21 protein-coding genes are annotated in these 24333 nt (G+C 67.4%); 9 read left to right on the top strand and 12 right to left on the bottom strand.

The window, feature by feature from the left end:
- Window positions 1-39: 39 nt before the first annotated feature.
- Window positions 40-1407 (top strand): bifunctional UDP-N-acetylglucosamine diphosphorylase/glucosamine-1-phosphate N-acetyltransferase GlmU, encoded by a 1368-nt coding sequence (gene glmU / locus C1932_RS17040; protein ID WP_108762961.1) that lies wholly within the window; start codon window positions 40-42, stop codon window positions 1405-1407.
- Window positions 1376-1909 (top strand): GNAT family N-acetyltransferase, encoded by a 534-nt coding sequence (locus C1932_RS17035; protein WP_108762960.1) that lies wholly within the window; start codon window positions 1376-1378, stop codon window positions 1907-1909. The genes glmU and C1932_RS17035 overlap by 32 nt, the downstream gene beginning before the upstream one ends.
- A 104-nt stretch (window positions 1910-2013) precedes the next feature.
- Here C1932_RS17035 and C1932_RS17030 read toward each other — a convergent pair whose 3' ends face one another.
- The 7 genes from C1932_RS17030 to C1932_RS17000 all read right to left on the bottom strand — a co-directional run bounded on the left by C1932_RS17030 (window position 2014) and on the right by C1932_RS17000 (window position 9790).
- Window positions 2014-3375 (bottom strand): ATP-binding protein, encoded by a 1362-nt coding sequence (locus C1932_RS17030; RefSeq protein ID WP_108762959.1) that lies wholly within the window; start codon window positions 3373-3375, stop codon window positions 2014-2016.
- A complete protein-coding gene (locus tag C1932_RS17025; RefSeq protein ID WP_108762958.1) occupies window positions 3372-4718 on the bottom strand; it encodes a sigma-54 dependent transcriptional regulator in 1347 nt (448 codons plus the stop codon). Before C1932_RS17025 ends, C1932_RS17030 begins: the two co-directional genes overlap by 4 nt.
- A gap of 100 nt (window positions 4719-4818) precedes the next feature.
- A complete protein-coding gene (locus C1932_RS17020; protein ID WP_108762957.1) occupies window positions 4819-5208 on the bottom strand; it encodes a PDZ domain-containing protein in 390 nt (129 codons plus the stop codon).
- 1 nt (window position 5209) lies between these two features.
- On the bottom strand, window positions 5210-6427 hold the full coding sequence (locus C1932_RS17015) for an FtsX-like permease family protein (protein WP_108762956.1): 1218 nt from the start codon (window positions 6425-6427) through the stop codon (window positions 5210-5212).
- 20 nt (window positions 6428-6447) lie between these two features.
- Window positions 6448-7749, bottom strand: a complete 1302-nt coding sequence (locus C1932_RS17010; RefSeq protein ID WP_108750377.1) for an ABC transporter permease — start codon at window positions 7747-7749, stop codon at window positions 6448-6450.
- Window positions 7750-7759: 10 nt separating this feature from the next.
- Window positions 7760-8482, bottom strand: coding sequence for an ABC transporter ATP-binding protein (locus C1932_RS17005; protein ID WP_108757225.1), 723 nt, complete (start codon window positions 8480-8482; stop codon window positions 7760-7762).
- Window positions 8483-8506: 24 nt separating this feature from the next.
- Window positions 8507-9790 (bottom strand): efflux RND transporter periplasmic adaptor subunit, encoded by a 1284-nt coding sequence (locus C1932_RS17000; protein ID WP_108754231.1) that lies wholly within the window; start codon window positions 9788-9790, stop codon window positions 8507-8509.
- A gap of 201 nt (window positions 9791-9991) precedes the next feature.
- Between C1932_RS17000 and glmS the strand changes: the two genes are divergently transcribed.
- Entirely contained in the window at window positions 9992-11830 is a 1839-nt protein-coding gene (gene glmS, locus C1932_RS16995) for a glutamine--fructose-6-phosphate transaminase (isomerizing) (RefSeq protein ID WP_108762955.1), read from the top strand.
- Between the two features lie 120 nt (window positions 11831-11950).
- Here the strand turns inward: glmS and C1932_RS16990 are convergent, their stop codons facing one another.
- From C1932_RS16990 to C1932_RS16980, 3 genes are all read right to left on the bottom strand, one after another.
- Window positions 11951-12352 (bottom strand): hypothetical protein, encoded by a 402-nt coding sequence (locus tag C1932_RS16990; RefSeq protein ID WP_108763478.1) that lies wholly within the window; start codon window positions 12350-12352, stop codon window positions 11951-11953.
- 423 nt (window positions 12353-12775) lie between these two features.
- Window positions 12776-13222, bottom strand: coding sequence for a 3-dehydroquinate dehydratase (locus C1932_RS16985; protein ID WP_108762954.1), 447 nt, complete (start codon window positions 13220-13222; stop codon window positions 12776-12778).
- A 3-nt stretch (window positions 13223-13225) separates the two neighbouring features.
- Window positions 13226-13525 (bottom strand): hypothetical protein, encoded by a 300-nt coding sequence (locus tag C1932_RS16980; RefSeq protein WP_234412176.1) that lies wholly within the window; start codon window positions 13523-13525, stop codon window positions 13226-13228.
- A 356-nt stretch (window positions 13526-13881) separates the two neighbouring features.
- Here C1932_RS16980 and C1932_RS16975 point away from each other — a divergent pair, with 356 nt between their 5' ends.
- The 6 genes from C1932_RS16975 (at window position 13882) to C1932_RS16950 (ending at window position 22560) form a co-directional block, all read left to right on the top strand.
- On the top strand, window positions 13882-14610 hold the full coding sequence (locus tag C1932_RS16975) for a TorF family putative porin (RefSeq protein ID WP_108762952.1): 729 nt from the start codon (window positions 13882-13884) through the stop codon (window positions 14608-14610).
- A 71-nt stretch (window positions 14611-14681) separates the two neighbouring features.
- Window positions 14682-16415, top strand: a complete 1734-nt coding sequence (gene kdpA / locus C1932_RS16970; RefSeq protein ID WP_108762951.1) for a potassium-transporting ATPase subunit KdpA — start codon at window positions 14682-14684, stop codon at window positions 16413-16415.
- Between the two features lie 25 nt (window positions 16416-16440).
- A complete protein-coding gene (kdpB, locus tag C1932_RS16965; protein ID WP_234412395.1) occupies window positions 16441-18489 on the top strand; it encodes a potassium-transporting ATPase subunit KdpB in 2049 nt (682 codons plus the stop codon).
- Window positions 18490-18498: 9 nt separating this feature from the next.
- Window positions 18499-19125, top strand: a complete 627-nt coding sequence (kdpC, locus tag C1932_RS16960; protein ID WP_108762949.1) for a potassium-transporting ATPase subunit KdpC — start codon at window positions 18499-18501, stop codon at window positions 19123-19125.
- 71 nt (window positions 19126-19196) lie between these two features.
- Entirely contained in the window at window positions 19197-21839 is a 2643-nt protein-coding gene (locus C1932_RS16955) for a sensor histidine kinase KdpD (RefSeq protein ID WP_108762948.1), read from the top strand.
- A 13-nt stretch (window positions 21840-21852) separates the two neighbouring features.
- Entirely contained in the window at window positions 21853-22560 is a 708-nt protein-coding gene (locus C1932_RS16950; protein ID WP_108762947.1) for a response regulator transcription factor, read from the top strand.
- Between the two features lie 22 nt (window positions 22561-22582).
- Here C1932_RS16950 and C1932_RS16945 read toward each other — a convergent pair whose 3' ends face one another.
- Window positions 22583-23698 (bottom strand): NADH:flavin oxidoreductase/NADH oxidase, encoded by a 1116-nt coding sequence (locus tag C1932_RS16945; protein WP_108763477.1) that lies wholly within the window; start codon window positions 23696-23698, stop codon window positions 22583-22585.
- A gap of 46 nt (window positions 23699-23744) precedes the next feature.
- A complete protein-coding gene (locus C1932_RS16940) occupies window positions 23745-24269 on the bottom strand; it encodes an SRPBCC domain-containing protein (protein ID WP_199911973.1) in 525 nt (174 codons plus the stop codon).
- Window positions 24270-24333 lie beyond the last annotated feature (64 nt).

Below are 24333 nucleotides of genomic sequence, written 5' to 3'. Positions count from 1 at the left end.
GTTCTAGAATCGTCGGCAACGACCTACGGATAGCCGCCCATGACCCAACCCCTGCACGTGATCATCCTGGCCGCCGGCGCCGGCAAGCGCATGAAATCGGTGCTGCCCAAGGTGCTGCAGCCGATCGCCGGGCAGCCGATGCTGGCGCATGTGATCGCCACCGCGCGCGAACTGCAGCCGGCGGCGATCCACGTGGTCTACGGTCATGGTGGCGATGCGGTCCGGCAGCGCTTCGCCGACCAGCCGGACCTGCTGTGGGCCGAACAAGCGCAGCAGCTGGGCACCGGCCACGCCGTGGCCCAGGCCATGCCCGAAGTGCCCGACGCCGCGCAGGTGCTGGTGCTGTACGGCGATGTGCCGCTGATCCGCGCGCAGACCCTGCGTGACCTGCTGGCGCAGCCGGGCCGCCTGGCGGTGCTGGTGGCCGAGATGGACGACCCGACCGGCTACGGCCGCATCCTGCGCGATGCCGAGGGCAAGGTCGGCGCCATCGTCGAACAGAAGGATGCCGATGACGAGCAGCGCCGCATCCGCATCATCAACACCGGCATCATCACCGCCGAATCGACCGCGCTGCGGCGCTGGCTGTCGCAGCTGTCCAACCGCAACGCGCAGGGCGAGTACTACCTGACCGATGTGTTCGCCTTTGCCGCCCATGAGTTCACCCCGGCGGAGATGGCCCTGGTGGCCGACGCCCAGGAAGCCGAAGGCGCGAACGATCCCTGGCAGCTTTCGCAGCTGGAACGTGCGTGGCAGCGCCGCGCGGTGCGTGCCCTGTGCACCCAGGGCGCGCGCGTGCTCGACCCGGCGCGCGTGGATGTACGTGGCCAGGTGACCGTGGGCAGCGACGTGCAGATCGACGTGGACGTGATCCTGGAAGGCACCGTGGTGCTGGCCGATGGCGTAAGCATCGGGCCGTTCACCCGCTTGAAGGACGTGACGCTGGGACCGGGCACCGAGGTGCGCGCGCACTGCGATCTGGAAGGCGTGGTGAGCGAAGGCGCCGCGCAGATCGGCCCGTTCGCGCGGCTGCGTCCGGGCACGGTGCTGGCCGACGGCGTGCACGTGGGCAACTTCGTGGAAACCAAGAAAGTCACCCTGGGCGTGGGCAGCAAGGCCAACCACCTGACCTACCTGGGTGATGCGGTGATCGGCAGCAAGGTGAACATCGGCGCCGGCACCATCACCTGCAACTACGACGGGGTGAACAAGTCGACCACGACCATCGGCGACAACGCCTTCATCGGCTCCAACACTGCGCTGGTGGCGCCGGTGCTGATCGGCGAGGGCGCTACCATTGCGGCGGGCTCGGTCATCACCCGCACCGCACCCGATGGCAAGCTGACCCTGGCGCGCGCACGACAGGAAACCATCGATGGCTGGAAGCGCCCGATCAAGAAGTCCTGAGCCACGTGTGCCGCACGCCGATGAGCTCGGCGTGCTGCCAGGCATCGAACAGCGCGCCGGCGAGCTGCTGAAGGGCCATGATGCCTATCAGGTGTTTGCCGGGCATGGCTTGGATCTTCCTGCGCTGTACGAAGGTCTGCGGCGCCGGCAGCTGTGGGTGGTGGATGCGGCCGACGGCGGAATCGCCGGTTACCTGCTGGCCGGTGAACTGGCAGGTGAGTTCCATGTGCTGCAGATGGATGTGGATCCCGCGCACGCGCGCCGGGGCCATGGACGTGCGCTGTTGCGCCACGCATTGGCGATGGCCAGGGCAGACGGCTATCCGGCAGCGGTACTGACCACGTTGAGCGATGTGCCGTGGAACGCGGCCTTCTACGCCAGCGAAGGATTCGTCACGGTGCCGGAAGCGGAATGGGGCGCCGGCCTGCAGGCCGTGATGGCCGAAGAGGCTGCGTTGGCGTTTCCGATGCATCTGCGGGTCGCGATGCGTCGGGTGCTGTAGCGGCCGACCTTGATCGGCCTATCCACGCATGGCGTGGATCTACTGCCGCCGGCCATGGTCCTATCCCCGGTAGATCCACGCCATGCGTGGATACGGCGCCCCGTTCACCCCACCGGCAACAGGATCGACACGCACAGCCCGCCCTCGCCGCGGTTCTGCAATGACACGCGGCCACCGTGCGCTTCCACGATTTCCCGTGTCAGCGCCAGGCCCAGCCCGGTGCCGTTGCGCTTGGTGGAATAGAACGGCATCAGTGCGTTCTGCAGCACCTGCTCGTTCATGCCCTTGCCGCGGTCCAGCACATCCAGCCGCAGCCACTGCGGCAGGCGGGTCAGCTGCACCTGCACATCGTCGTTGGGCGGGTCGGCTTCGGCGCAGGCTTCATGCGCGTTCTTCAGCAGGTTCAACAGCGCCTGGCCGAACTGGGCGATGTCGATGCGACTGCTCAGGTCTTCGCTGGGCGGGTGGTCCATGGTGAACGGAATCTGCTGGCCCAGGCTGGCCAGGAACGGCGCCCAGTGCACGGTCTGCAGCTGCGGCTGCGGCAGCTTGGCAAAGCGCGCGTAGCCGCGGATGAAGCCTTCCAGGTGGCGTGCGCGGTCTTCGATGGTGCTGAAGATCTCGGGCAGGCGGTCGAAGCGCTCGCGCTTCACCAGTTCGCCGCCGGAATGGGCCAGCGAGGCAATCGGCGCCAGCGAGTTGTTCAACTCATGGCTGATCACCCGGATCACCTTCTTCCAGGTCTGCACTTCCTGCCGCCGCAGCTCGGCAGTCAGCAGCCGCACCAGCAGCAGATCGTGCGGGCGGCCATTCAGATGGAACGCGCGCCGCGACAGGTGGTAGACCTGTTCGTCGTCCTCGTCCACTTCGGTACCCTCGTCCACGTCCGGGCGCACGGCGAACAGGCTGTCGCCGCCGCGCTCGATGGCATCGCGCAGCTCCACCGGCATCTGCTCCAGCACATCCTGCAGCCGTTGGCCCTCCAGCTTCCAGCCGCCGTGCAGCAGCTTGCGTGCGGCCAGGTTGGAAAACACCACGCGCGAAATGCCATCGCCACCAGCGGCGATCAGCAGCATGGCCACCGGCGTGTTCTGCACCATGGTGTCCAGCAGCAGCTCGCGCTGCACCAGGCCCTGGCGCTGTTCGCGCAGCACATCACCCAGTTCGCGGTGGGCCTGCACCAGATCGCCCAGCTCGTCATTGCCTGGCCAATGCACGCTGAAGTTGTATTCGCCGTCGCGGTAGCTGCTGGTGGTGCCGGCCAATGCCCGCATCAGCGATCGCACCGGTGCGGTGGCACGGCGCAGCGCCCACCACATCAGCGCCAGCAGCAGCACGGTGGAAACCAGGGTGACCGCCCAGCCGTGGTCCAGCCAATAGGCCAGCAACCACGGCAATGCCGCAGCCAACGCCAGCACCGGCAGCAGGCGCAGGAACAGGCGGAAGGTGAACGAGCGCCGCTTCATTCGCGCGGAATGCCGTGGCGATCCATGCGGCGATACAGCGCCTGCCGGCTCAGCCCGAGTTCGGCGGCTGCCTGCGCGATCACCCCGTGGTTGCGCGCCAGCACATCTTCAATACGCGCACGGTCCGGGTCGTTGCCGGCGCTCGGCGCGGGGCGTGCGGCGGCCGGCGCACGCGGCAGGTTCAGGTCGGTCACCTCGATGCGCGGGCCACTGGCCAGCAGTTCGGCGCGCTGGATCACGTTTCGCAGTTCGCGCACGTTGCCCGGCCACGGGTGGCGCTGCAGCGCTGCCGCGGCGGCGCTGGACAGCGGCTTGCCGGCGGCCAGGAAGCGCTCGGCCAGCGGCAGGATGTCACCGGGACGCTCGGCCAGCGGTGGCAGTGCCAGTTCCACGGTGTTCAAGCGGTAATACAGATCCTCGCGGAAGCTGCCGTCGCGGATCATTGCCGGCAGATCGGCATTGGTCGCGCTGACCACGCGCACCTTCACCTGCCGCTCGCGGTTGGAGCCCAGGCGCTCGAAGCGGCCGGTTTCCAGCACCCGAAGCAGTTTCATCTGCCCGCCCAGCGACAGGTTGCCGATCTCATCCAGGAACAGCGTGCCGCCGTCGGCCGCTTCGAACTTGCCCTCGCGTGCCTTGTTGGCACCGGTATAGGCACCGGCCTCGGCGCCGAACAATTCGGCTTCGATCAGTTCCGAGGGCAGCGCACCGCAGTTCACCGCCACGAACGGGCCCTTGGCGGCCAGTGAATTGGCCTGGATGATCTGCGCGATCTTTTCCTTGCCGGCGCCGTTGGGGCCGGTGATCAGCACCGGCAGTTCCGAGCGTGCCACCTGGCAGGCCAGGGCGATGATGCGCTCGCTGGCCGGATCGGCGAACACCGCATCACACAGTTCGTACTTGGTTTCCAGGGCGGTGCGCTGGCGCTGTTCGCGGGCGCGGCGCTGGTCCAGCTCGCGGCGCGCCTCGGAAAGCTCCAGCAGGTTGTTCACCGTGGTCAGCAGCTTGCGGTCATCCCACGGCTTGGCCAGGTAGTCAGCGGCGCCGGCTTTCACCAGGTCCACCGCACTGCTCAGGTGGGTCCAGGCAGTCAGCAGGATGACCGGCAGATCGGGGTGGCGCGCGCGGATCTGCGCGAACAGTGCTTCGCCTTCCTCACCGGAGGTGGTGTCCTCGGTGAAGTTCATGTCCTGAATGACCAGATCCACCGGCTGCGATTCCAGCAGGGCCAGCCCTTCGGCCGGGCTCTGCGCCTGCAGGGTGTCGATGTCATGCAGGGAAAACAGCACGTCCAACGCAGTGGCTACGCTGGCGTTGTCGTCGATGATCAGGATCGCAGGCATGGACGCATTCTGGAGAAGGGATGGGTGGCGCCAAGAGAGCCGTGACCGGCGCCACCCATCAAGCATAGCCAAACCCGTGGCTGCGCAGGGGGCCGCGAGGTCAGTGCGGCGGTGGCGGGGGCGGCGGCGCTGCCGGCGGTACCAGCACCGCCTTCCAGGTCGCCACGCTGACCGCCTGGCTGAGCGTGCGGCCGTCGCGGCGCAGCAGCAGGTACACCTGTTGTTTGCCCGCCGAATCTGCGCGGCGAAGGGCGGTGGCAAGCGCATCGATCTGGCGGACCGGCGTGTCGTCCACGCGCAGGATGCGGTCGCCCCGGCGCACGCCGAAGCGTGCCTCGGGACGCACTGCCTGCACGTCCACCTGTCCTTCGGTGGAGCGCAGCGCCAGCTGCGCGCCATCCTGCTGCCAGTTCATCGTCTGCACTGTGCTGCTGCCGGCAAGCGCCGGCAACGGCAGGGCCAATGCGAGGGCCAGAACCAGGGGGCGCATCTCACGCTCCCCGAGTGGCCACCGCCGGCGGCACCGCAGCGGCACGCCGGGCCGGGCCGAACACCGCGATCTGGCCCAGCACCCACAGCAGCAGGGCGCCCAGCGGCAGGTACAGCAGCGGCATGCGCGGCAGCTCGTACATGTTCATCAGGGCCAGGTTGATGGCGTAGGCCGCCAGCATGCCCAGCACGATGCCCAGGGTGGCCAGCAGGAAGTTCTCGGTCTGGAAGTAGCGCAGGATCTGCCCGCGGGTGGCACCCAGCGCACGGCGGATGCCGATCTGCTTGCTGCGCTGCTGCACCCAGAAGCTGGCCAGGCCGACGATGCCCAGGGCCGTGACCACCAGCAGCGCCACGCACACCGTCACCAGCAGGCCGACCATGGCGCGGTCGTTGCTGAAGTACTTCTGGCGCTGCTCTTCATAGGTCAGCTTGTCGCGCATCAGGCGGTTGGGATCGTTGCGTTCCAGTGCAGCCACCGCAGCCTTCAGCACTTCGTCGCGGCGCTCCGGTGCGGTGCGCAGCATGTAGGTGCCGCCTTCATCGAAGCCACGGCGCAGCGGCATCAGCATCGATTCGGACCAGTTGTTGGCCCAGCCGGTGGGGGTGGTGAGCGTATCGACGATGCCGATCACATGCAGCGGTTGCTTGCCCATGTAGTACGTCTTGCCCAGCGCATTGCCGTTGGGTTCCATCTTCGCGGCGGTGGCCTGGGTGAAGATCACCGGGATCGCCTTGTCCTGCGAACCGGCCTTGCTGACCACTTCATAGTCCCGGTATTCGTCGGGCTGGAAGTCACGCCCGGCGATCACGTTGATACCCATGGTGCGGATGCCGTCTTCGGACATCGTGTACATCGATGCTTCGGTGGTGGGCTGTTCCTGGTCCTGCTGGCGCTGGATGCTGCTGCTTGAAGAACCGCCGCGGAACGGCACCTGGTTGATGATGGTGGCGCTGGTGACGCCGGGAATGGCGCGCAGCGAGGCCAGGTCTTCGCGGGTGCGGGCCAGGCCGTTGGTCTGCTTGCCGATGCCGCTCACGCGCACCATTACCAGTTCGTTCTCGGCGATGCCGCTGGGCATGCTGATCTTTTCCACGCGCTGGCTGACCAGGAACAGCGCATTGCAGACGATGGCGCAGGTCAGGGCGACTTCCAGCACGATCAGGGCGGCAGCGGTCTTGTGCCGGCGCAGGGTGCTGAGGATGGGGCGGATGTCCATGGGAGTCCTCGTTCGGGTGCTTACTGCGACTTGAGCTGGATGGCCGGGGTGACCTGCATCGCGCGCCAGGCGGGCAGGAAGCCGGCAGCAAGGCTGGCAAACAGGGTCAGGCCGATGGCCAGCAGCAGCATGCTGCCGTCCAGGTGGGCCAGCTTGGCGTAGTCCACCGGCTGCTGGCGCACCGCGAACAGGCCGAGCAGGGCCACGCCGATGCCGAGCACGCCGCCGACCACGCCCACCGCACCGGCTTCCACCAGGCACTGCAGGAAGATCTGCCCGCGGCTGGCGCCCAGCGCACGGCGCACGCCGATTTCGCCGCTGCGGCGCAGGAACTTGGCCAGCAGCAGGCCCACCGTGTTGACCAGGCACACACCCAGGAAGCCCAGCGCCAGCCACAGCTGCAGGCGCACATCGCTGGGCACCGCGCCGTTGAAGTCCAGCCACTCCATCACGTTGCGCAGGCGCACATTCGGCGGGCGCTCGAAGCGGCCGGCCTCACGCTGCTGGCTGGAATAGTTTTCCAGGTAGCGGCGGTAGTCGTCGGCCTTTTCCGGCGGCACTTCGGCCCAGTACTGCAGCCAGGTGCAGGGCGCGTTCAACGAATAGCTGTTGCCGTCCGGGTTCTCGCCGAAGCAGTTCATGTTGCCGCTGCTGCCCAGCTTCATGTCGAAGGAGGTGGTGACCGGCAGCAGCAGATCCTCATCCTTGCCGTAGCTGCCGGTGGTCAGGTCGAAGAACTGCGGTTCGGGATTCCATTCCTTCATCACGCCCACGATGCGGAAGCTCTGGCCATCCATGCGGATGTCCTTGCCCACGCTGTTGCCGCCCTGGTACAGCTTGTCGTTCAGCGCCTTGGAGATGACCACCACGCGCGCGCGGCCCTCATCGTCCTGGCGGGTCCAGGGGCGGCCGTACTGCATGGGCACGTTGAACATCGGGAAGAAGTCGGCCGAGGTCCAGCGCGTATCGATCGTGAACGGCTGCAGGGTGCTGCTGTCCGGTTCGATGGTACCGCCGCCGGCGCTCATCAACGCCTGGCGTTCGGCCTTGGCTTCGCGCAGCAGGGCCTCGCCGTCGAAGCGGGTCATCTGCGAATTGGGTTCTTCGCCGGGCACGTAGCCACCTCGCGGGCCCGGGTCCAGCTGCACGTAGAACAGGCGATCGCTCTTGTCCGGAATCGGATCGCCGGAGAGCACATGGAAGACGGTCAGGGTGGTCATTGAGGCACCGATGCCCAGCGCGATGGCCACCACCATCAGTGCGGTCAGTACCTTGTTGCGGCGGAAGCTGCGCGCCGCCAGGCGGGCGTAGTAGGCGAACATGGTCAGGCCCTCACTCGTTCACGGCAACGATGCGGCGCGGCGTGGCCAGCACCGGCTCACGCACCAGGTCGGTCACCTGGCCGTCGACGATGTGCACGTTGCGCTGCGCGCGCGCGGCCAGTTCCGGGTCATGGGTGACCATGACGATGGTGGTGCCGGCGGCGTTGATCTCTTCCAGCAGCTCCATCACCCCGCGTGCCATCTGCGTGTCCAGGTTGCCGGTCGGTTCGTCGGCCAGCAGCAGGCGCGGGCTGCCGGCCAGGGCACGGGCAATGGCCGCGCGCTGCTGCTGGCCGCCGGACAGTTCGTTGGGGTAGTGCTTCATGCGCGAGCCCAGGCCGACCTGGGTCAGCGCCTTTTCAATGCGCTCGCGGCGCTCGTTGGCGCTCATCTTGCGGTAGCGCAGCGGCACGTCCACGTTGTCGAACAGGTTCAGGTCGGGAATCAGGTTGAAGCCCTGGAAGATGAAGCCGATCTTCTGGTTGCGCAGGCGGCTGCGCGCATCATCGCCCAGCGTGCTCACGTCCTGGCCATCGAGCAGGTAGGTGCCGCTGGTGAAGGTTTCCAGCAGGCCGGCAATGTTGAGGAAGGTGGTCTTGCCGGAGCCGGACGGGCCGGTCACGGCCACGAATTCGCCTTCCTTCACCTGCAGTTCCAGCGAGCGCAGTGCGTGGGTTTCCACCTGTTCGGTGCGGAAGACCTTGGCGACCGAACGCATTTCGAGCATGTACATGGGGTGTCCTCTCTCCAGGATGTGTCAGTTGACGGAGACGCGTTCGGCGTCCTTGAACAGGTCGCTGCCGGAGACCACGATGCGGTCGCCCGGCTGCACACCCGACTTGATTTCCACTTCGCCCAGGCTGCTGACGCCCAGTTCCACCGGCCGGCGCACCGCAGTGCGGCCGTCCATTACATAGGCCACGCCATTGCCCTGTTCCACGAACGGGCCACGCTCGACCTTCATCACGTTCCGGCGCGTATCCAGCAGCACGCGCACCGACATGCGCTGGCTCTGGCGCAGGCCTTCGGGCTGTGCGGCGGCAAAGCGCACGCGGGCATTCACTTCACCGTTCACCACCTCCGGCGAGACGGCGCTGATCTCGCCGGCGAACGGCTTGCCGTTGCCACCGGTCAGCTGCGCCGGCATGCCGATGGCCAGGTCGCGGGCGAAGCTTTCCGGCACCTTGATCTCCACTTCGAACTTGGACAGGTCCACCACGCCCAGCACCGGCGCATTGGCCGCCAGGTTGGTGGCCTGGGTGGCCTGCACCTGGCCCACCTGGCCGTCGAACGGGGCACGCAGGGTCAGTGCGTCCACCTGGCGCTGCACTTCGGCCACCACGGCCTTCTGGCGGTCGGCCAGCAGGCGCTTGTTGCGCGCATCCAGGTCGGCGCCCTGGCTCTGCAGGCGGGCGTCGGTGGTGGCGTTGGCCAGGGTGATGTCGGCCTTCTTCAGGCTGTCCTGGGCCTTGGCCAGGTCGATCTGCGGCACCGCGCCGCCGTCGTAGCCGCGCTGGTAGCGCTGCAGGTCGCGGTCGGCGGCCTGCCGTTCGATGCTGGCCTGGTCGGTTTCCTTGCGCGACTTGGCGCGGGCCAGGGTGGCGTCCAGCGCGGCGCGGCTGGCTTCGGCTTCCAGGCCGGCCAGGGTGGCCTGTTCCTGGGCCAGCTTGCTGCGCAGTTCCGGGCTGTCGATGATCGCCAGCTCCTGGCCCTTCTTCACCACGTCACCGGCCACCACCTTCAGGTCCACGGTGCCGGCCGAGATGGCGTACAGGGTGGGGCTGTTGGCGGCGATCACGCGGCCGTCGGCGGCGATGTCGCGCACCAGGTCGCCGCGCTGCACTTCGGCAATGCGCACCCGGCTGCTGTCGAAGGAGCGGCTGGCATTGGACCAGGCATGCACCGCCCAGCCGATGGCGGCCAGCAGGGCAAGCCCGCCCAGCACCGGCCAACGGTAACGGCGCAGGGCGGCGCCCGAGCGGGAGGTGCCGGCCGGAGCGGAGGAAACGATCTGGTCCTGGGCAGAGGTGTCGCGGATCATCGGGTGCGTGCCTGTCGGTGGTAGCCCATACCAAGCACGTCGCGTGCCAACTTTTTGGTGTTATGAATCAGTGATTTAGCGATCCGTGATCGGTGTCCGGGTGTCCGCGGACACTTCAGCGGACACATTCATTAAGCGGACAGGCGGGGGAGGGCGGACACCCACGCTAGAATGCCGACACCGTCTTCAAGGAAACGCGACATGTGTGGAATCGTAGGTGCGATCGCTGATCGCGATGTGGTGCCGGTACTGATCGAAGGACTGAAACGACTGGAATACCGCGGCTACGATTCTTCCGGTATTGCGGTGATCGACCAGGGCGAGCGCCCGGACGTGCGCCGCGTGCGCCGCACCGGCCGCGTTTCGGAAATGGCCACCGCCGCCGAGGCCGAAGGCTTCAACGCCAGCCTGGGCATCGGCCACACCCGTTGGGCCACCCATGGCGGGGTGACCGAGGCCAATGCGCACCCGCACATCAGCCACGGCGTGGCGCTGGTGCACAACGGCATCATCGAAAACCACGAAGAGCAGCGCGAGAAGCTGCGCGCGCTGGGCTACACCTTCGAGTCGCAGACCGACACCGAAGTGATCGCGCACCTGATGCACCACCACCTGAAGGGCGGCGACAGCCTGCTGGGCGCGCTGCAGCGCACGGTGAAGGAACTGACCGGCGCCTATGCCCTGGCCGTGGTCAGCCGCGCCGAGCCGGACCACTTCGTCTGCGCGCGCATGGGCTGTCCGCTGCTGGTGGGCCTGGGCGAGGGCGAGAACTTCGTCGCGTCCGATGTCTCGGCCGTGATCTCGGCCACGCGCAAGGTCATCTTCCTGGAAGAGGGCGACACCGCCGTTATCCGCCGTGATGGCGTGCAGGTGTTCGACGAACACGACCAGCCGGTGCAACGCGACACCCATCTTTCCGACGTGTCGCTGGCCTCGCTGGAACTGGGCCCGTACCGCCACTTCATGCAGAAGGAAATCCACGAGCAGCCGCGCGCGCTGGGTGACACCATCGAAGCGGCGATCGACGCCGGTGGTTTCCCGGCCGAGCTGTTCGGCAAGAATGCCGAAGCCGTGCTGGCCGGCATTGAGGGCGTGCAGATCCTGGCCTGCGGTACCAGCTACTACTCCGGCCTGACCGCGCGTTACTGGATCGAATCCATCGCCGGCCTGCCGTGCAGCGTGGAAATCGCCAGCGAGTACCGCTACCGCGCCGCGTATGCCAATCCCAAGCATCTGATCGTGACCATTTCCCAGTCCGGCGAAACGCTGGATACGATGGAAGCGCTGAAGTACGCCAAGTCGCTGGGCCACACCCACACGCTGTCGATCTGCAACGTGCCGGAAAGTGCGATTCCGCGTGCCAGCGAACTGGTCTGCTACACCCGTGCCGGCGCCGAGATCGGCGTGGCCTCCACCAAGGCCTTCACCACCCAGCTGGCCGCGCTGTTCCAGCTGACCGTGGTGCTGGGCAAGCTGCACGGCCGGGTGGATGCAGCGCAGGAAGCGGAATACCTGGAACAGCTGCGTTTCCTGCCGGGCAGCGTGCAGCACGCCCTGAACATGGAACCGCAGATCGCCGCCTGGGCCGAGCGCTTCGCCCGCAAGAGCAGCGCGCTGTTCCTGGGCCGTGGCCTGCATTACCCGATCGCACTGGAAGGCGCGCTCAAGCTGAAGGAAATCACCTATATCCACGCCGAGGCCTACCCGGCCGGTGAGCTGAAGCACGGCCCGCTGGCGCTGGTGGACGAAGACATGCCGGTGGTGGTGATCGCGCCCAACGACAGCCTGCTGGAAAAGGTGAAGTCGAACATGCAGGAAGTGCGCGCGCGTGGCGGCGAACTGTTCGTGTTCGCCGACCAGGACAGCAACTTCAACGAGTCCGAAGGCGTGCACGTGATCCGCACCCCACGCCATGCCGGCGTGCTCAGCCCGGTGGTGCACACCATTCCGGTGCAGCTGCTGGCTTACCACACCGCGTTGGCGCGTGGCACCGACGTGGACAAGCCGCGCAACCTGGCCAAGAGCGTTACGGTGGAATAAGCCGGAAGGGCCTGTGGTCGCCGGGCATGGCCCGGCGCTACCAGGGGCCGGGCAACACCGGCGCCGCGGGGCACGGCTCGGCCACCATCGGTAGCGCCGGGCCACGCCCGGCGGCGAGCCTCAGGCCGCGTGCACCTGCACATCCACATATTCGGCCAGGCCACGGCACGCCAGAAGCAGGCCTTCGCGCACATCGTTGCCGACCTGCTGCGCTTCGTCGCCATCCACGCGCACGCGCTCGCTGGCGTGCAGCAGTTCCAGCAGCAGCGTCAGCCCGGCGTTGGCGCGATTGATGCGCGCCAGCGCCATGCATTGGCCGGTACTGCGCCCCTTGCGCTGCAGCGGCTGGCCATCGGCGGCGTCTACCTGGCGGATGCGCTGCAGGCTGCCCAGCAGGGTGATGCCCACGTCGGTCTGCTGGGCGGCAAGCGTGGTTTCCAGCGGCTGGGCAAGTTCATCGGGCAGCGTGTTGGCGGCCTCGCCCAAGGTGGCGAACAGGTACGGGTATCGCGAGGTGCTCATGGCGGCTTCCTTCTGCATGCGGCAAAGAAGCCACCCCGCTTAACAGCAAGGGTGGCGGACGGTGCGTGGTTGCAATCCCGGTGGAAACGTAGTGAAACGCCGGTGGGCCGAAGCCCCCACGCCCCGCCCGCCATAGATACGCGAGCAGATTGTCTGCCGGCGCCACCCACAGGGAATGGGCGACGCCGGCAGACCAGCTTTACTACGTTTATCAAACGGGATTGCAAGCCCGTGCCACCCTTTTTCGGTGGCCACACATGTTTCGCATGGACGTCCTTGGCCGCCAATGAGGAAAGTTGGAAAGATCGAAATTGTTGCAATACACCGATGCGCTGCAGACGCACGCTGCGGCGCGCCGATTGCGACACCCATTGCCGACCGTCCGTCGAGCATGGCGCGACGCTACAAATCCGCCGGCGCGGCTCAGGTCCCCACGTGGAAGTGGTTGCTGTCTTCGGCCAGCCCCAGGTGTTCCAGCGCGATCTCCAGCCCCAACGCATAGCTCTGCGCGCCATAGCCACTGGCCACCGCCAGCCGGCGCCCCGCGCCGGCGGGAATGCAGGTCTCGCGCTGCGCGCCATCGTCGTGCACTTCCACATAGGCGTTATGCAGATGCGGCAGCAGGCGCTGCAGGCGGGCGCTGTCGGCGCACGCACCGGGGTCGAGCAGGGTGATCTCGCCGCGGCTGTGGTCGGCCACGCGCAGCGCGTCCAGCAGTTCCTGCTCGGAACCGCACGCGCGGATGGCGATGGTGGTGCCGGCATCGATCGCCCGTTCCACCAGCGCCTTCAAAACCGGACTGGGCAGCGGTGCGGCCGTGCGGATCAGGCGGCCACTGGCTTCCGGGCCACGAATGATGAAGATCGACATGGCTCAGGCCTCCATGGCCAGACGGTGGCGGATGATGCCCAGCGAGAGCGGGTAGCCGCCCTGCGCGTTGCGATGGTCGACCACCACGGCGGCCGGCGCGTGCTGCAGGCGCAGCCGCGACTGCAGGTCCAGTTCGCAGGTGGCCTGGACTTCGATGTACTGCGCCGGCAGCTGGTCCAGCGCGTGGCCCAGCGCGGCGGCCTGTTCGCACCATTGCTGCTCATCCACGGCACCCAGTTCCAGCACCACCCAGTCGCGGGGCTGGGCGTCGATCTGGCACAGACACTGGCGAATCTCTTCCACGCCACTGCAGTCTTTGCAGACCACGGGATGGTTGCCCAAGTGCGCAGGCAGGCTCGGCGGCACACTGCTGGGGGTTGCGTGGCGAATCACGATCACGGTCATGGCGGTTCTGGTTTCACACCCTGCGGTGCGGTGATGCCATGGTCGCGGTGGGCTACGTAAAATCGCCAGCCGTGTTCTGCCGCCCTTGCATAAAATCAACGTAACGGCCGGCGCGGTGCGCTGCATCGTCGCCAGCGGTGCGTGAAATTTTATGAAGATTTTACGCGGCGTATCAACGCGGGAATGGGCTTTTTACAGGCATCGATTCGACAATTTCGCATCGGCTGAACAGCCATCCTGTGAGTTGTCATTCCATGTCTCTGCACCTCTTCCCGGGCCAGCGCGTCAGCGCCCAGGTCATCGCCATCCGTAGCCTGGCCGGCCTTGTCCTGTTCGCCGGCACCGCGCTCAGCAGCCATGCGGCCACCGTGTCCGGCTCGGCCGCCATTGCCAATGATTACGTGTGGCGTGGTTCCAGCCAGACCCAGGGCGATGCGGCCGTGCAGGCCGGCTTCAAGGCCAGTGCCGAATCGGGCTGGTACGCTTCGGTCTGGGGCTCCAACGTCGAATTCGCGCCGGATACCCATGCCAGCAGCGAGCTGGATTTCATAGCCGGCTGGTCCGGTGGCCTGTCCGACGATTGGGCGCTGGACGTCAACCTGACCCACTACCGGTACCCGTCCACCACGGTGGATCTGAACTGGACCGAATTGAACAGCACCGTGACCTGGAAGCAGAACTACTGGCTGCAGGTGGCGTACTCGCCCGATGCACTGGCCACCGATGAGCGCGGCGTGTACGCGCAGCTGGGCGCGCGACTGCCGGTCAGCGACAGCGTCCGCTTCGAGGCTGCCGTGGGCCATTACTGGCTGGAAGACGCCTACAACGACAGCTACACGCACGGCCAACTGAGCGGCATCTGGGCCTTCAAGGCACCGTTCGAACTGCGCGTGACCGCGCACGCCACCGATTCGGCAGCCAAGCGCATCTTCCCCGATCTGGCGGGTTCGCGCGTCGAAGCCGCGCTGCAGGCGTCGTTCTGAACTGAGTCCGGCATCGCTGGCAGGCGCGCCCGCGCGCACGGCGATCCAACCACAACAAGGTGGGACATCCCATGTTCGAGTTCCTTTCCGTAATTGCGCTGGCCCTGTTGCTGGGCTGGCCCATTGGCCGCTATCTGGCGGCGGTGATGCGTGGCAACCCCATGTGGGGTGACCGCGTGTTTGGCCTGATCGAACGGCCGCTCTATCGCATGCTGGGCGTTGCGCCTGGCCAAGGTATGGGCTGGAAGCAGTACGTTACGGCGTTCCTGGTCAGCAACCTGGTGCTGGCCGTGCTGACCCTGGCCATCTTCATGACCCAAGCCTGGTTGCCGCTGAACCCCAACAGCGCGCCGAACATGCGCTGGGACCTGGCGCTGCACACCATGGTCTCGTTCCTGACCAACACCAACCAGCAGCACTATTCCGGCCAGGCGCAGTTGTCCTACTTCGCGCAGATGACCGGCATCGTTGGCCTGCAGGTGATCACCCCGATGATGGGCCTGGCCCTGGTGGTGGCAACCCTGCGCGGTCTGTTTGGCGGGCGCAGGCGCGATGTGCTGGCCGCTACGGGCAAGGATCGTGCGACGCCGGTCGTTGCAACCGATGGCGAACCCGACCTGGGCAACTACTGGGCCGATGTCATCCGCCCGGCCGTGCGCCTGATGCTGCCGCTGTGCCTGCTGTGGTCGCTGCTGCTGACCTGGCAGGGCGTGCCGTCCACCTTGAACGGCGGCCCGGTGGCCACGCCCATCGACGCGTCTGCGGGCATGGCCGAGCAGAAGATTCCGCTGGGGCCGGTGGCCTCGATGGTGGCGGCCAAGCAGCTGGGTACCAATGGCGGTGGCTGGTACGGCCCCAACAGTGCCGTGCCGCTGGAAAACCCGACTGCCCTTTCCAACCTGCTGGAAACCCTGGCCCTGATCCTGATTCCGGTCAGCATCGCCTTCATGGTCAGCGCCTTCACTGGGCGCCGCCGCTTCACCGCGCTGGTGGTCGGCACCATGCTGGCGATGTCGCTGGTTTCCACCGGTGTGGCCCTGTGGTCTGAATCACTGTCGTCCACCAGTACGGACATTGCGCTGATGGAGGGCAAGGAAGTGCGCTTCGGCGCCGACGCTTCCGCGCTGTGGGCGGCGTTGACCACGCAGACCTCCAACGGCTCGGTCAACGCCATGCACGATTCGCTGGCGCCGCTGACCGGCCTGGTCACGATCGGCAACATGCTGGTCAATTCCATCTGGGGTGGCATCGGCTGCGGCCTGCAGCAGTTCCTGGTCTACCTGTTGCTGAGCGTGTTCCTGGCCGGCCTGATGACCGGCCGCACCCCGGAACTGTTCGGCCGCAAGATCGAAGCGCCGGAAGTGAAACTGCTGGCCGTGCTGGTGCTGCTGCAGCCGCTGGTGCTGCTGTCCTTCACCGCTATCACCCTGGCCGTGCCCAGCCTGACCGGCAATTCCAATCCGTCCTTCCACGGCATCAGCCAGGTGTTCTATGAATTCACTTCGGCCTTTGCCAACAACGGCTCCGGCTTCGAAGGTCTGGGCGATGCCACCTACTGGTGGAACCTGACCTGTGCGGTGGTGCTGGCGCTGGGCCGCTACCCGGCACTGATCATCCCGCTGGTCATTTCGGCGATGTTGGCGCGCAAGCGTGCCGTTCCGGAAAGCCCGGGCACGCTGCACGTGGAAACGCCCACCTTCGCACTCACCCTGATCGCGGTGGTCGTCATCCTGACCCTGCTTCAGTTCATGCCGGTTCTGGTGCTGGGCCCCATCGCCGATCACCTGGCGCTCAAGGCCTTCTGAGGATTTCCCAATGACTGATACTTCCATGCACACCGGGCAGCGCCCCGGGCGCCCGGCGCTGCTGGATGCCGCCGGGTTCAAGGCCGCTGTCATTGCGTCCTTCGCCAAGCTGTCGCCTGGCCATGCCTTCCGCAACCCGGTGATGGCCGTGGTGTGGCTGGGCACCCTGCTCACGGCGGGCCTGACCATCACCGGCAAGGCCGCCACCGGCACCGGCTGGGCGGTTACCGCACTGCTGCTGGTCACCGTGCTGTTCGCCAACTTCGCCGAGGCCGTGGCCGAAGCGCGCGGTCGCGGCCAGGCCGCCTCGCTGCGCCGTGCGCGCAAGGATCTGGTGGCACGCAGAATCAGCGACGCGGCCATGCCGGCCAGCGCCGTATCAGTGCCGGCCGCCGAACTGCGCCCGGACGATCTGGTGGTGGTGTCGGCGGGCGAGATCGTGCCCGCCGACGGCGAGATCATCCGTGGTTTGGCCACCATCAACGAATCGGCGGTGACCGGCGAATCGGCGCCGGTGCTGCGTGAGGCCGGTACCGACCGCTCCGGCGTGATCGGTGGCACCAAGGTGTTGTCCGACGAGATCGTGGTGCGGGTGACCGCCGAACCAGGCAACAGCTTCCTGGACCGCATGATCTCGCTGGTGGAAGGTGCCAACCGGCAGAAGACCCCCAACGAGATCGCGCTGGGTCTGCTGCTGGTCACCATGACGCTGACCTTCCTGATCGTGGTGCTGACCCTGCCGTCCATCGCAGGCTTCGTGGGTATTTCGCTGGACCCGCTGCTGCTGATCGCGTTGCTGGTCTGCCTGATCCCGACCACCATCGGTGGCCTGCTGCCGGCCATCGGCATTGCCGGCATGAACCGCGCGCTGTCGTCCAACGTGCTGGCCAAATCGGGCAAGGCGGTGGAAGTGGCCGGTGACGTGGACGTGCTGCTGCTGGACAAGACCGGCACCATCACCCACGGCGATCGCCAGGCCACGGCGTTCCATCCGCTGGCGGGCGTGGACATGCAGCGCCTGCGCGAAGCAGCGTTGCTGTCCTCGCTGGCCGACCCGACCCCGGAAGGCAAGTCGATCGTGAAGCTTGCCCGCCAGCCGAACACGCCCATCGAGGAACCGGCCAATGCGCACTTCGTGCCCTTCAGTGCGCACACCCGCATGTCCGGTGTCGACCTGAACCTGGCCGATGGGCAGGTACGTGCGATCCGCAAGGGCGCCATCGACGCCATGGTGAAGTACGCGCAGTCGCTGGGCTCTGAGCCGTCGCCGGAACTGTCGGCGCGCGTGGAGCAGGTGGCCCGCAATGGTGCGACGCCGCTGGTGGTGGCCGATGGTCGCCACCTGCTGGGCGTGATCGAACTGTCCGACGTGGTCAAGCACGGCATCAAGGAAAAGTTCGCGCAGCTGCGTGCGATGGGCATCAAGACGGTGATGATCACCGGCGACAACCCGCTGACCGCCGCAGCCATCGCTGCCGAAGCCGGCGTGGATGACTACATCGCCGAGGCACGCCCGGAAGACAAGCTGGCCCGCATCCGCCAGGAGCAGGCCTTGGGGCGCTTGGTCGCCATGGTTGGCGACGGCACCAACGATGCGCCGGCGCTGGCGCAGGCCGACGTCGGCCTGGCGATGAACTCGGGCACGCAGGCGGCCAAGGAGGCCGGCAACATGGTCGACCTGGATTCGGATCCGGCCAAGCTGCTGCAAGTGGTGGAAGTGGGCAAGCAGCAGTTGATCACCCGCGGCGCGCTGACCACGTTCTCGCTGGCCAACGACGTGTCCAAGTACTTCGCCATCCTGCCGGCGATGTTCGCCGCCGTTCCCTCGATGGCCGCGCTGAACGTGATGCACCTGTCCAGCCCGACCAATGCGGTGGTGGCCGCGCTGATCTTCAACGCGATCATCATTCCGATCCTGATTCCGCTGGCCCTGCGCGGCGTTCGCTTCCGTGCCGCCAGCGCCACCGCGCTGCTGCGCCGCAATGTGCTGGTGTACGGCCTGGGCGGCGTGCTGCTGCCGTTCCCGGCCATCAAACTGATCGACATGGCGCTGGCCGCCGTGTTCGGTGCCTGAGGACCTGCCATGAACAACATCATTGAACACGCTTCGTCGCACGCCGCTCCCACGCGCAGTGGTGTCTGGCGCGCATCCATCGGCCTGGCGATCACCTCGCTGCTGGGCTTCGGTTTCGTCTACTCGCTGGCGGCCACCAACCTGGGGAAACTGATGTTCCCCGCGGCCGCCAGTGGCAGCCTGATCGAGCGCGACGGCAAGGTGGTCGGCTCGGCGCTGGTGGCACAGCCGTTTGCCGATGACCGCTACTTCCAGTCGCGCCCGTCGGCGGCGTCGTACGACGTGATGGCGCTGGCCGGCAGCAACCAGGCCCGCACCAACCCGGACCTGCGCAAGCGGGTGGACGAGGCCCGCGCGGCCGTGGCGGCGCGCGACGGCGTGGCGCCGGAGGCGGTGCCCAGCGACCTGGTGACCCAGTCCGGTGGCGGCATCGATCCGCATCTCTCGCCGCAGGCCGCGCAGATCCAGGTGCAGCGCGTGGCCAAAGCGCGCGGCATGCAGGCTGCCGATGTGCAGGCCTTGCTGGCCAGGCACACCGAAGGCATGCGCTTCGGCCTCTATGGTGCGCCGCACGTAAACGTGCTGGAGCTGAACCTGGCGCTGGACCAGGTGACACCGGCCCCGACCCGGAACTGAGGGCGGCACGCTCGGATCGAGCCGCCCCTGTGCACGCACAGGGGCCTGCGCAGCCCTGATGGAACCTGCCCATGAACGATGACCGCAACGCCAAGGCCGATGCGCTGGCGGGCGAACTGCGCCGGCAGAACAGCGGCCACCTGACCGTCTTCCTGGGCGCCGCGCCCGGCGTGGGCAAGACCTACGCCATGCTGTCGCGCGCACGCGAGCTGCGCCGCCAGGGCATCGACCTGGTGGTGGGGATCGTCGAAACCCACGGCCGCTCCGAAACCGCCGCGCTGGTGGACGGGCTGGAGCTGATTCCGCGCAGGCGCATTGAATACCAGGGCCGCAAGCTGCAGGAACTGGATGTCGATGCGATCCTGGCGCGCCGCCCGCAGGTGGCGCTGATCGATGAACTGGCCCATCGCAACGTTCCGGGAAGCCGCCATGAACGGCGCTGGCAGGATGTGATCGATCTGTTGGATGCGGGCATCGATGTCTACACCACGATCAACATCCAGCACCTGGAAAGCCTGAACGACGTCGTCCATCGCATCACCGGCATCCGCGTCAGCGAGACCGTGCCCGATGCGGTGTTCGACCGCCTGCGCGACATCCGCCTGGTCGACCTTCCCGCGCGCGAACTGATCGAACGCCTGAACCAGGGCAAGGTCTACCTGCCCGAGCAGGCGACCCACGCCTTGCAGGCGTTCTTCTCGCCGTCCAACCTGGCGGCGCTGCGCGAACTGGCCATGCAGACCGCGGCCGACCACGTGGAAGAAGACCTGCGCGAATCGCAGATTGCACGCGGCCTGCCCGGCATTGCCCTGCGCAACCGGGTGTTGATCGCCATCGATGGCATGGGCGCATCGGAATACATGGTGCGCGCGGGGCGCAGGATCGCCCAGCGCCGCGATGCGCCCTGGACGGTGGTGACGGTGCAGTCGGGCAAGCCGGTGGAGGCCACGCGCCAGGCCGAGCTGGACCGTGCCTTCGCGCTGGCACGCAGCCTGGGTGCGGACGCCGAGGTGGTGCACGGCACCCACGTGGCCGATGCGCTGCTGGACCACGCCGAACGCTGCGGTGCCTCCACGCTGATCGTGGGCCGCACCCGCGAGCGGCCACTGGCCCGCATGATCAACCGCACGCTGACCCAGCAACTGCTGCAGCGCGGAGCGCATTACGAACTGGTCATCATCAGCTCGCCCGAAGCACGTGCGCGTGCGCGCCGCCACCTGCGCATTCCCGACCGTTCGCTGCTGCGGCACGATCTGACCGCCGCCGTGCTGGCCACGCTGGGCGCGATCGTGGCTGCGTGGATGGCGCAGCGGTGGCTCGGAATCGACGACATGTCGATGGTCTTCATCGTGGCGGTGATCCTGGTGGCCACCCGCACCAGCATGCTGGGCGTGGTTGGCACCGCGGCGCTGTGCTTCTTCAGCTACAACTTCTTCTTCATCGAACCCACCTTCACCTTCAGCATCAGCGCCAACCGCGGCGTGGCCACGGTGGTCATCTTCCTGGTGGCCGCGCTGGTGTGTGGCAGCCTGGCCACCCGGCTGCGCGCACAGATCCTGGCGCTGCGCGCGGTCAATGCGCAGGCCACGATGATGGAGCGGCTGGGGCGCGGCCTGAGCAGCGCGGCCGACCTGGGCCAGGTGCTGCATGTGGGGCGCATTGCGATGGAACGCAGCCTGGGGGTTGCGGTGTGGATCCAGTCCGCCGATCGCACCGAGCAGTCGCCCGGTACGCTGCTGCAGGGCACCGATCGGGCGGCGGCGGACTGGTCATTGGCGCACCGCCAGCAGGCCGGGCGCTTCACCGACACGCTGGCCGCCTCGCCGTGGTGGTTCGTTCCGCTGCTGGCCAACCGCACCGTGGTGGGCGTGATGGGGCTGCGCTGGGGCGAGGACACCGCGCGCCTGGCGCCCGAGCAGCGCCGCCTTGCCGAAGCGATGATCGACGATGTGACCCAGGCCATCATGCGCACCCGGCTGGTGGCCGATCTGGAAGGCGCGCGGGTGAGCAATGAAACCGAGCGCCTGCGCTCGGCGCTTCTGTCGTCGGTGTCGCATGACCTGCGCTCGCCGCTGGCGTCGATGATTGGTTCGGCCAGCAGCCTGGTGAGCTACCCGGATGCGCTGTCGGCCGAGGACAAGGCGAACCTGCTGGACACCATCCTGGAGGAGGGCGATCGGCTGGATCGCTACATCCAGAACCTGCTGGACATGACCCGGTTGGGCCACGATGGGCTGACGTTGAACCGGGACTGGGTGGGCGTGGATGAGCTGATCGGATCGGCCGCCGGGCGTCTGCGCCGGTATCAGCCGGCGGTCACGCTGGATGTGGCCGTTGCCGGGGACGTTCCGCCCATCTGGGTGCATCCGGCGCTGGTCGAACAGGGGCTGTTCAATGTGCTGGAGAACGCCGCGAGGTTCTCACCACCGGGCGCGGCGGTGGATGTGTCCGCTCGCCTGCTCGGTGGCAACCTGCAGATCGACGTGCGTGATCGTGGCCCCGGCATTCCCGAGGACGAGCGCAAGCGCATCTTCGACATGTTCTACAGCGTCGAGCGTGGTGACCGGAACCGCAAGGGCACCGGGCTGGGCCTGACCATCGCGCAGGGCATGATCGGCGCGCATGGCGGATCGGTTGAAGCGTTTGCCGGGCCGGATGGCGTGGGCACCGTCATCCGCATCACCCTGCCGCTGCTGCGGCCCACGGCGGCGTGAGGAACCGGATGTGATGCAGGCTGCCACCGTGGAATCGGGCATCAACGTGCTGGTCATCGATGATGAGCCGCATATCCGTCGCTTCCTGCAGATCAGCCTGCGCGCACAGGGCTATACGGTGCTGCTGGCCGAGAACGGGCAGGGCGGGCTGGACGTGGCCCGCAGCTGCAGCGTGGATATCGTCGTGCTGGATGTCGGCCTGCCCGACATGGACGGGCAGGCGGTGCTGGCCCAGCTGCGGGCGTTTTCGCCAGCGCCGGTGATCATGCTCACGGCGCGCGCCGGTGAGCGCGAGAAAGTGGCCGCACTCGATGGCGGTGCACACGACTACGTCACCAAGCCGTTCGGCATCGATGAACTGATGGCGCGCATCCGGGTGCTGCTGCGCTCGGCCAGCCGCAGCGGTGATGCGCCGTTCCACTTCGATGACGGTTGCCTGTGCATCGACGACCAGACCCACGTGGTTACCTTCCAGGGCAGCCCCCTTGCGCTGTCGCGCAAGGAGTACGCCCTGCTTCTGCTGCTGGCCCGCAACGCCGGGCGGGTGGTGACCCAGCCGGTCATCCTGACCGGCATATGGGGCCCCACCCACAACCGCGATGCGCACTACATCCGCATCCTGCTGGCACGCCTGCGGCCGAAGATCGGCGACAGAGCCGCCGCACCGCGTTACATCCAGACGCTGCCCGGGGTGGGGCTGCAGTTCCACGGCAGCGGCTGACAACGGCGCCGGTGCTGCGCCGTTACTGCGCGGCGCCCTTGCCGGGGCCGCGGTAGCGCGACAGCCAGTAGGCGTAGGGCGGCGGCAGCACGCCGGCCGGGTTCTGTTCGCCCAGTGCCAGCGCCAGCTGGTACGGGTAGTGCGGGTTGGCCAGGTGTGCACGGGCGATCAGCACCAGGTCCATGCTGCCCTCGGCCACGGCCTGTTCGGCCATGTGCGGATCGTCGATGCACCAGCTTGCGGCCACCGGCATCTGCACATCGCGCTTCAGGCGTGCGGCCACCGGAACGAAGAAGCCCGGGCCCCACGGCGCGCGACTGGCGGCGGTGGAAAAGCCGATGCTGGCGTCGATCAGATCCAGCCCCCCATCGCGCATGTCACGCACCAGCTGCGCGGCTTCGTCGTAGAAGCTCTCATCGTTGCCGTCGTATTCCACGACGCCGAAGCGCGCGGTCAGCGGCAGGTGTTCGGGCCACACGCGGCGCACGGCGGCCAGGGTTTCGCGCAGGAAGCGGCCGCGGTTTTCAGCGCTGCCGCCGTAGGCATCGGTACGCTGGTTGGCCACCGGCGAGAAGAAGCTCTGTGCCAGATAGCCATGGGCGAAGTGCAGTTCCAGCCACTGGAAACCGGCGGCAAGCGCGCGTTGGGCGGCGGCTACGAAATCGGCCTGCACGCGCGCGATGTCATCGAGTGTCATTGCCTGCGGCACCTTGCCCAGCCCGCCGCCGAAGGCCAGTGCGGACGGCGCCAGCGTCGGCCAGCCGCGGCGGTCGCCCTCGGCAATGTGGTCGTCGCCTTCCCACGGCAGGTTGGCGCTGGCCTTGCGCCCGGCGTGGCCGATCTGGATGCCCGGCACGGCGCCGGCGGCCTTGATTGCCGCGGCAACCTGCGCCATGCCTTCGATCTGGCCGTCTTCCCACAGCCCGGCACAGCCGGGGGTGATGCGGCCTTCAGCGGAAACGGCGGTGGCTTCAACGATGACCAGACCGGCGCCACCCCGCGCCATGCCGGCGTAATGGGTGGTGTGCCACGGGCTGAGATAGCCCTCGTGCGCCGAGTACTGGCACATGGGCGGAATGGCGATGCGGTTGCGGAGCGTGATGCCCTTCAGGGTGAAGGGACTGAACAGAGCGGTCATGAAGATCTCGGTAGCGGGGGGCAGCGAACGGGCGGGCAGGGATGGATCAGCGCGGCGGAAGGGCGCGGGCAGCGCCGACCAGACCATCCAGCCAGTCCTGGTGGCCGTTGATCATCGGGTTGGGCTTGGCCGCCTGCAGGGCCTTGGCCGGTGCGCCGTTCTGGGTTTCCTGGGTGAGGATGCGCACGCGCCCACCGTCCAGGTCTTCCACCAGCCAGGCATGGTGGACATCCAGCCGATCGGCGGCGCCTGCTTCGCCGGCCCAGCCGTGCCACGCCACCCGGCCCGGCGCGCCGGCGGTGGGCGCAACGTATTCGGTGCAGCGGGCCTCGACCGGGAAGCCGAAGGTTTCGAAATAGAAGTGGTCACCGGCCGCCAGCACCGGGCCACGGCCATCGTGGAAGCGCAGGTTGGCCGAGTTGGCGTAGTAGGTCGGCCAATGCGCCGGGGTGGCCAGCAGCGGCCAGATGTCTGCCGCGGTCAGGCCGGCAACGATCACTTCGTTGGAGACAAAGTTGTCGGTCAGGCCCGGCAGGTAGCCGTCGGGCCAGTGGATGGCGTTCATTTTCATGGGGGCGTGGAGCAGGGCAGGGAAAGAGGGCCTTACAAGCGTAGGTGGCCCGTGCCCATAGGTG

Origin of the sequence: Stenotrophomonas sp. YAU14D1_LEIMI4_1 (assembly GCF_003086815.1) — a bacterium.
Taxonomy (GTDB): domain Bacteria; phylum Pseudomonadota; class Gammaproteobacteria; order Xanthomonadales; family Xanthomonadaceae; genus Stenotrophomonas.
This window is presented reverse-complemented; position numbering and strand designations above follow the sequence as displayed.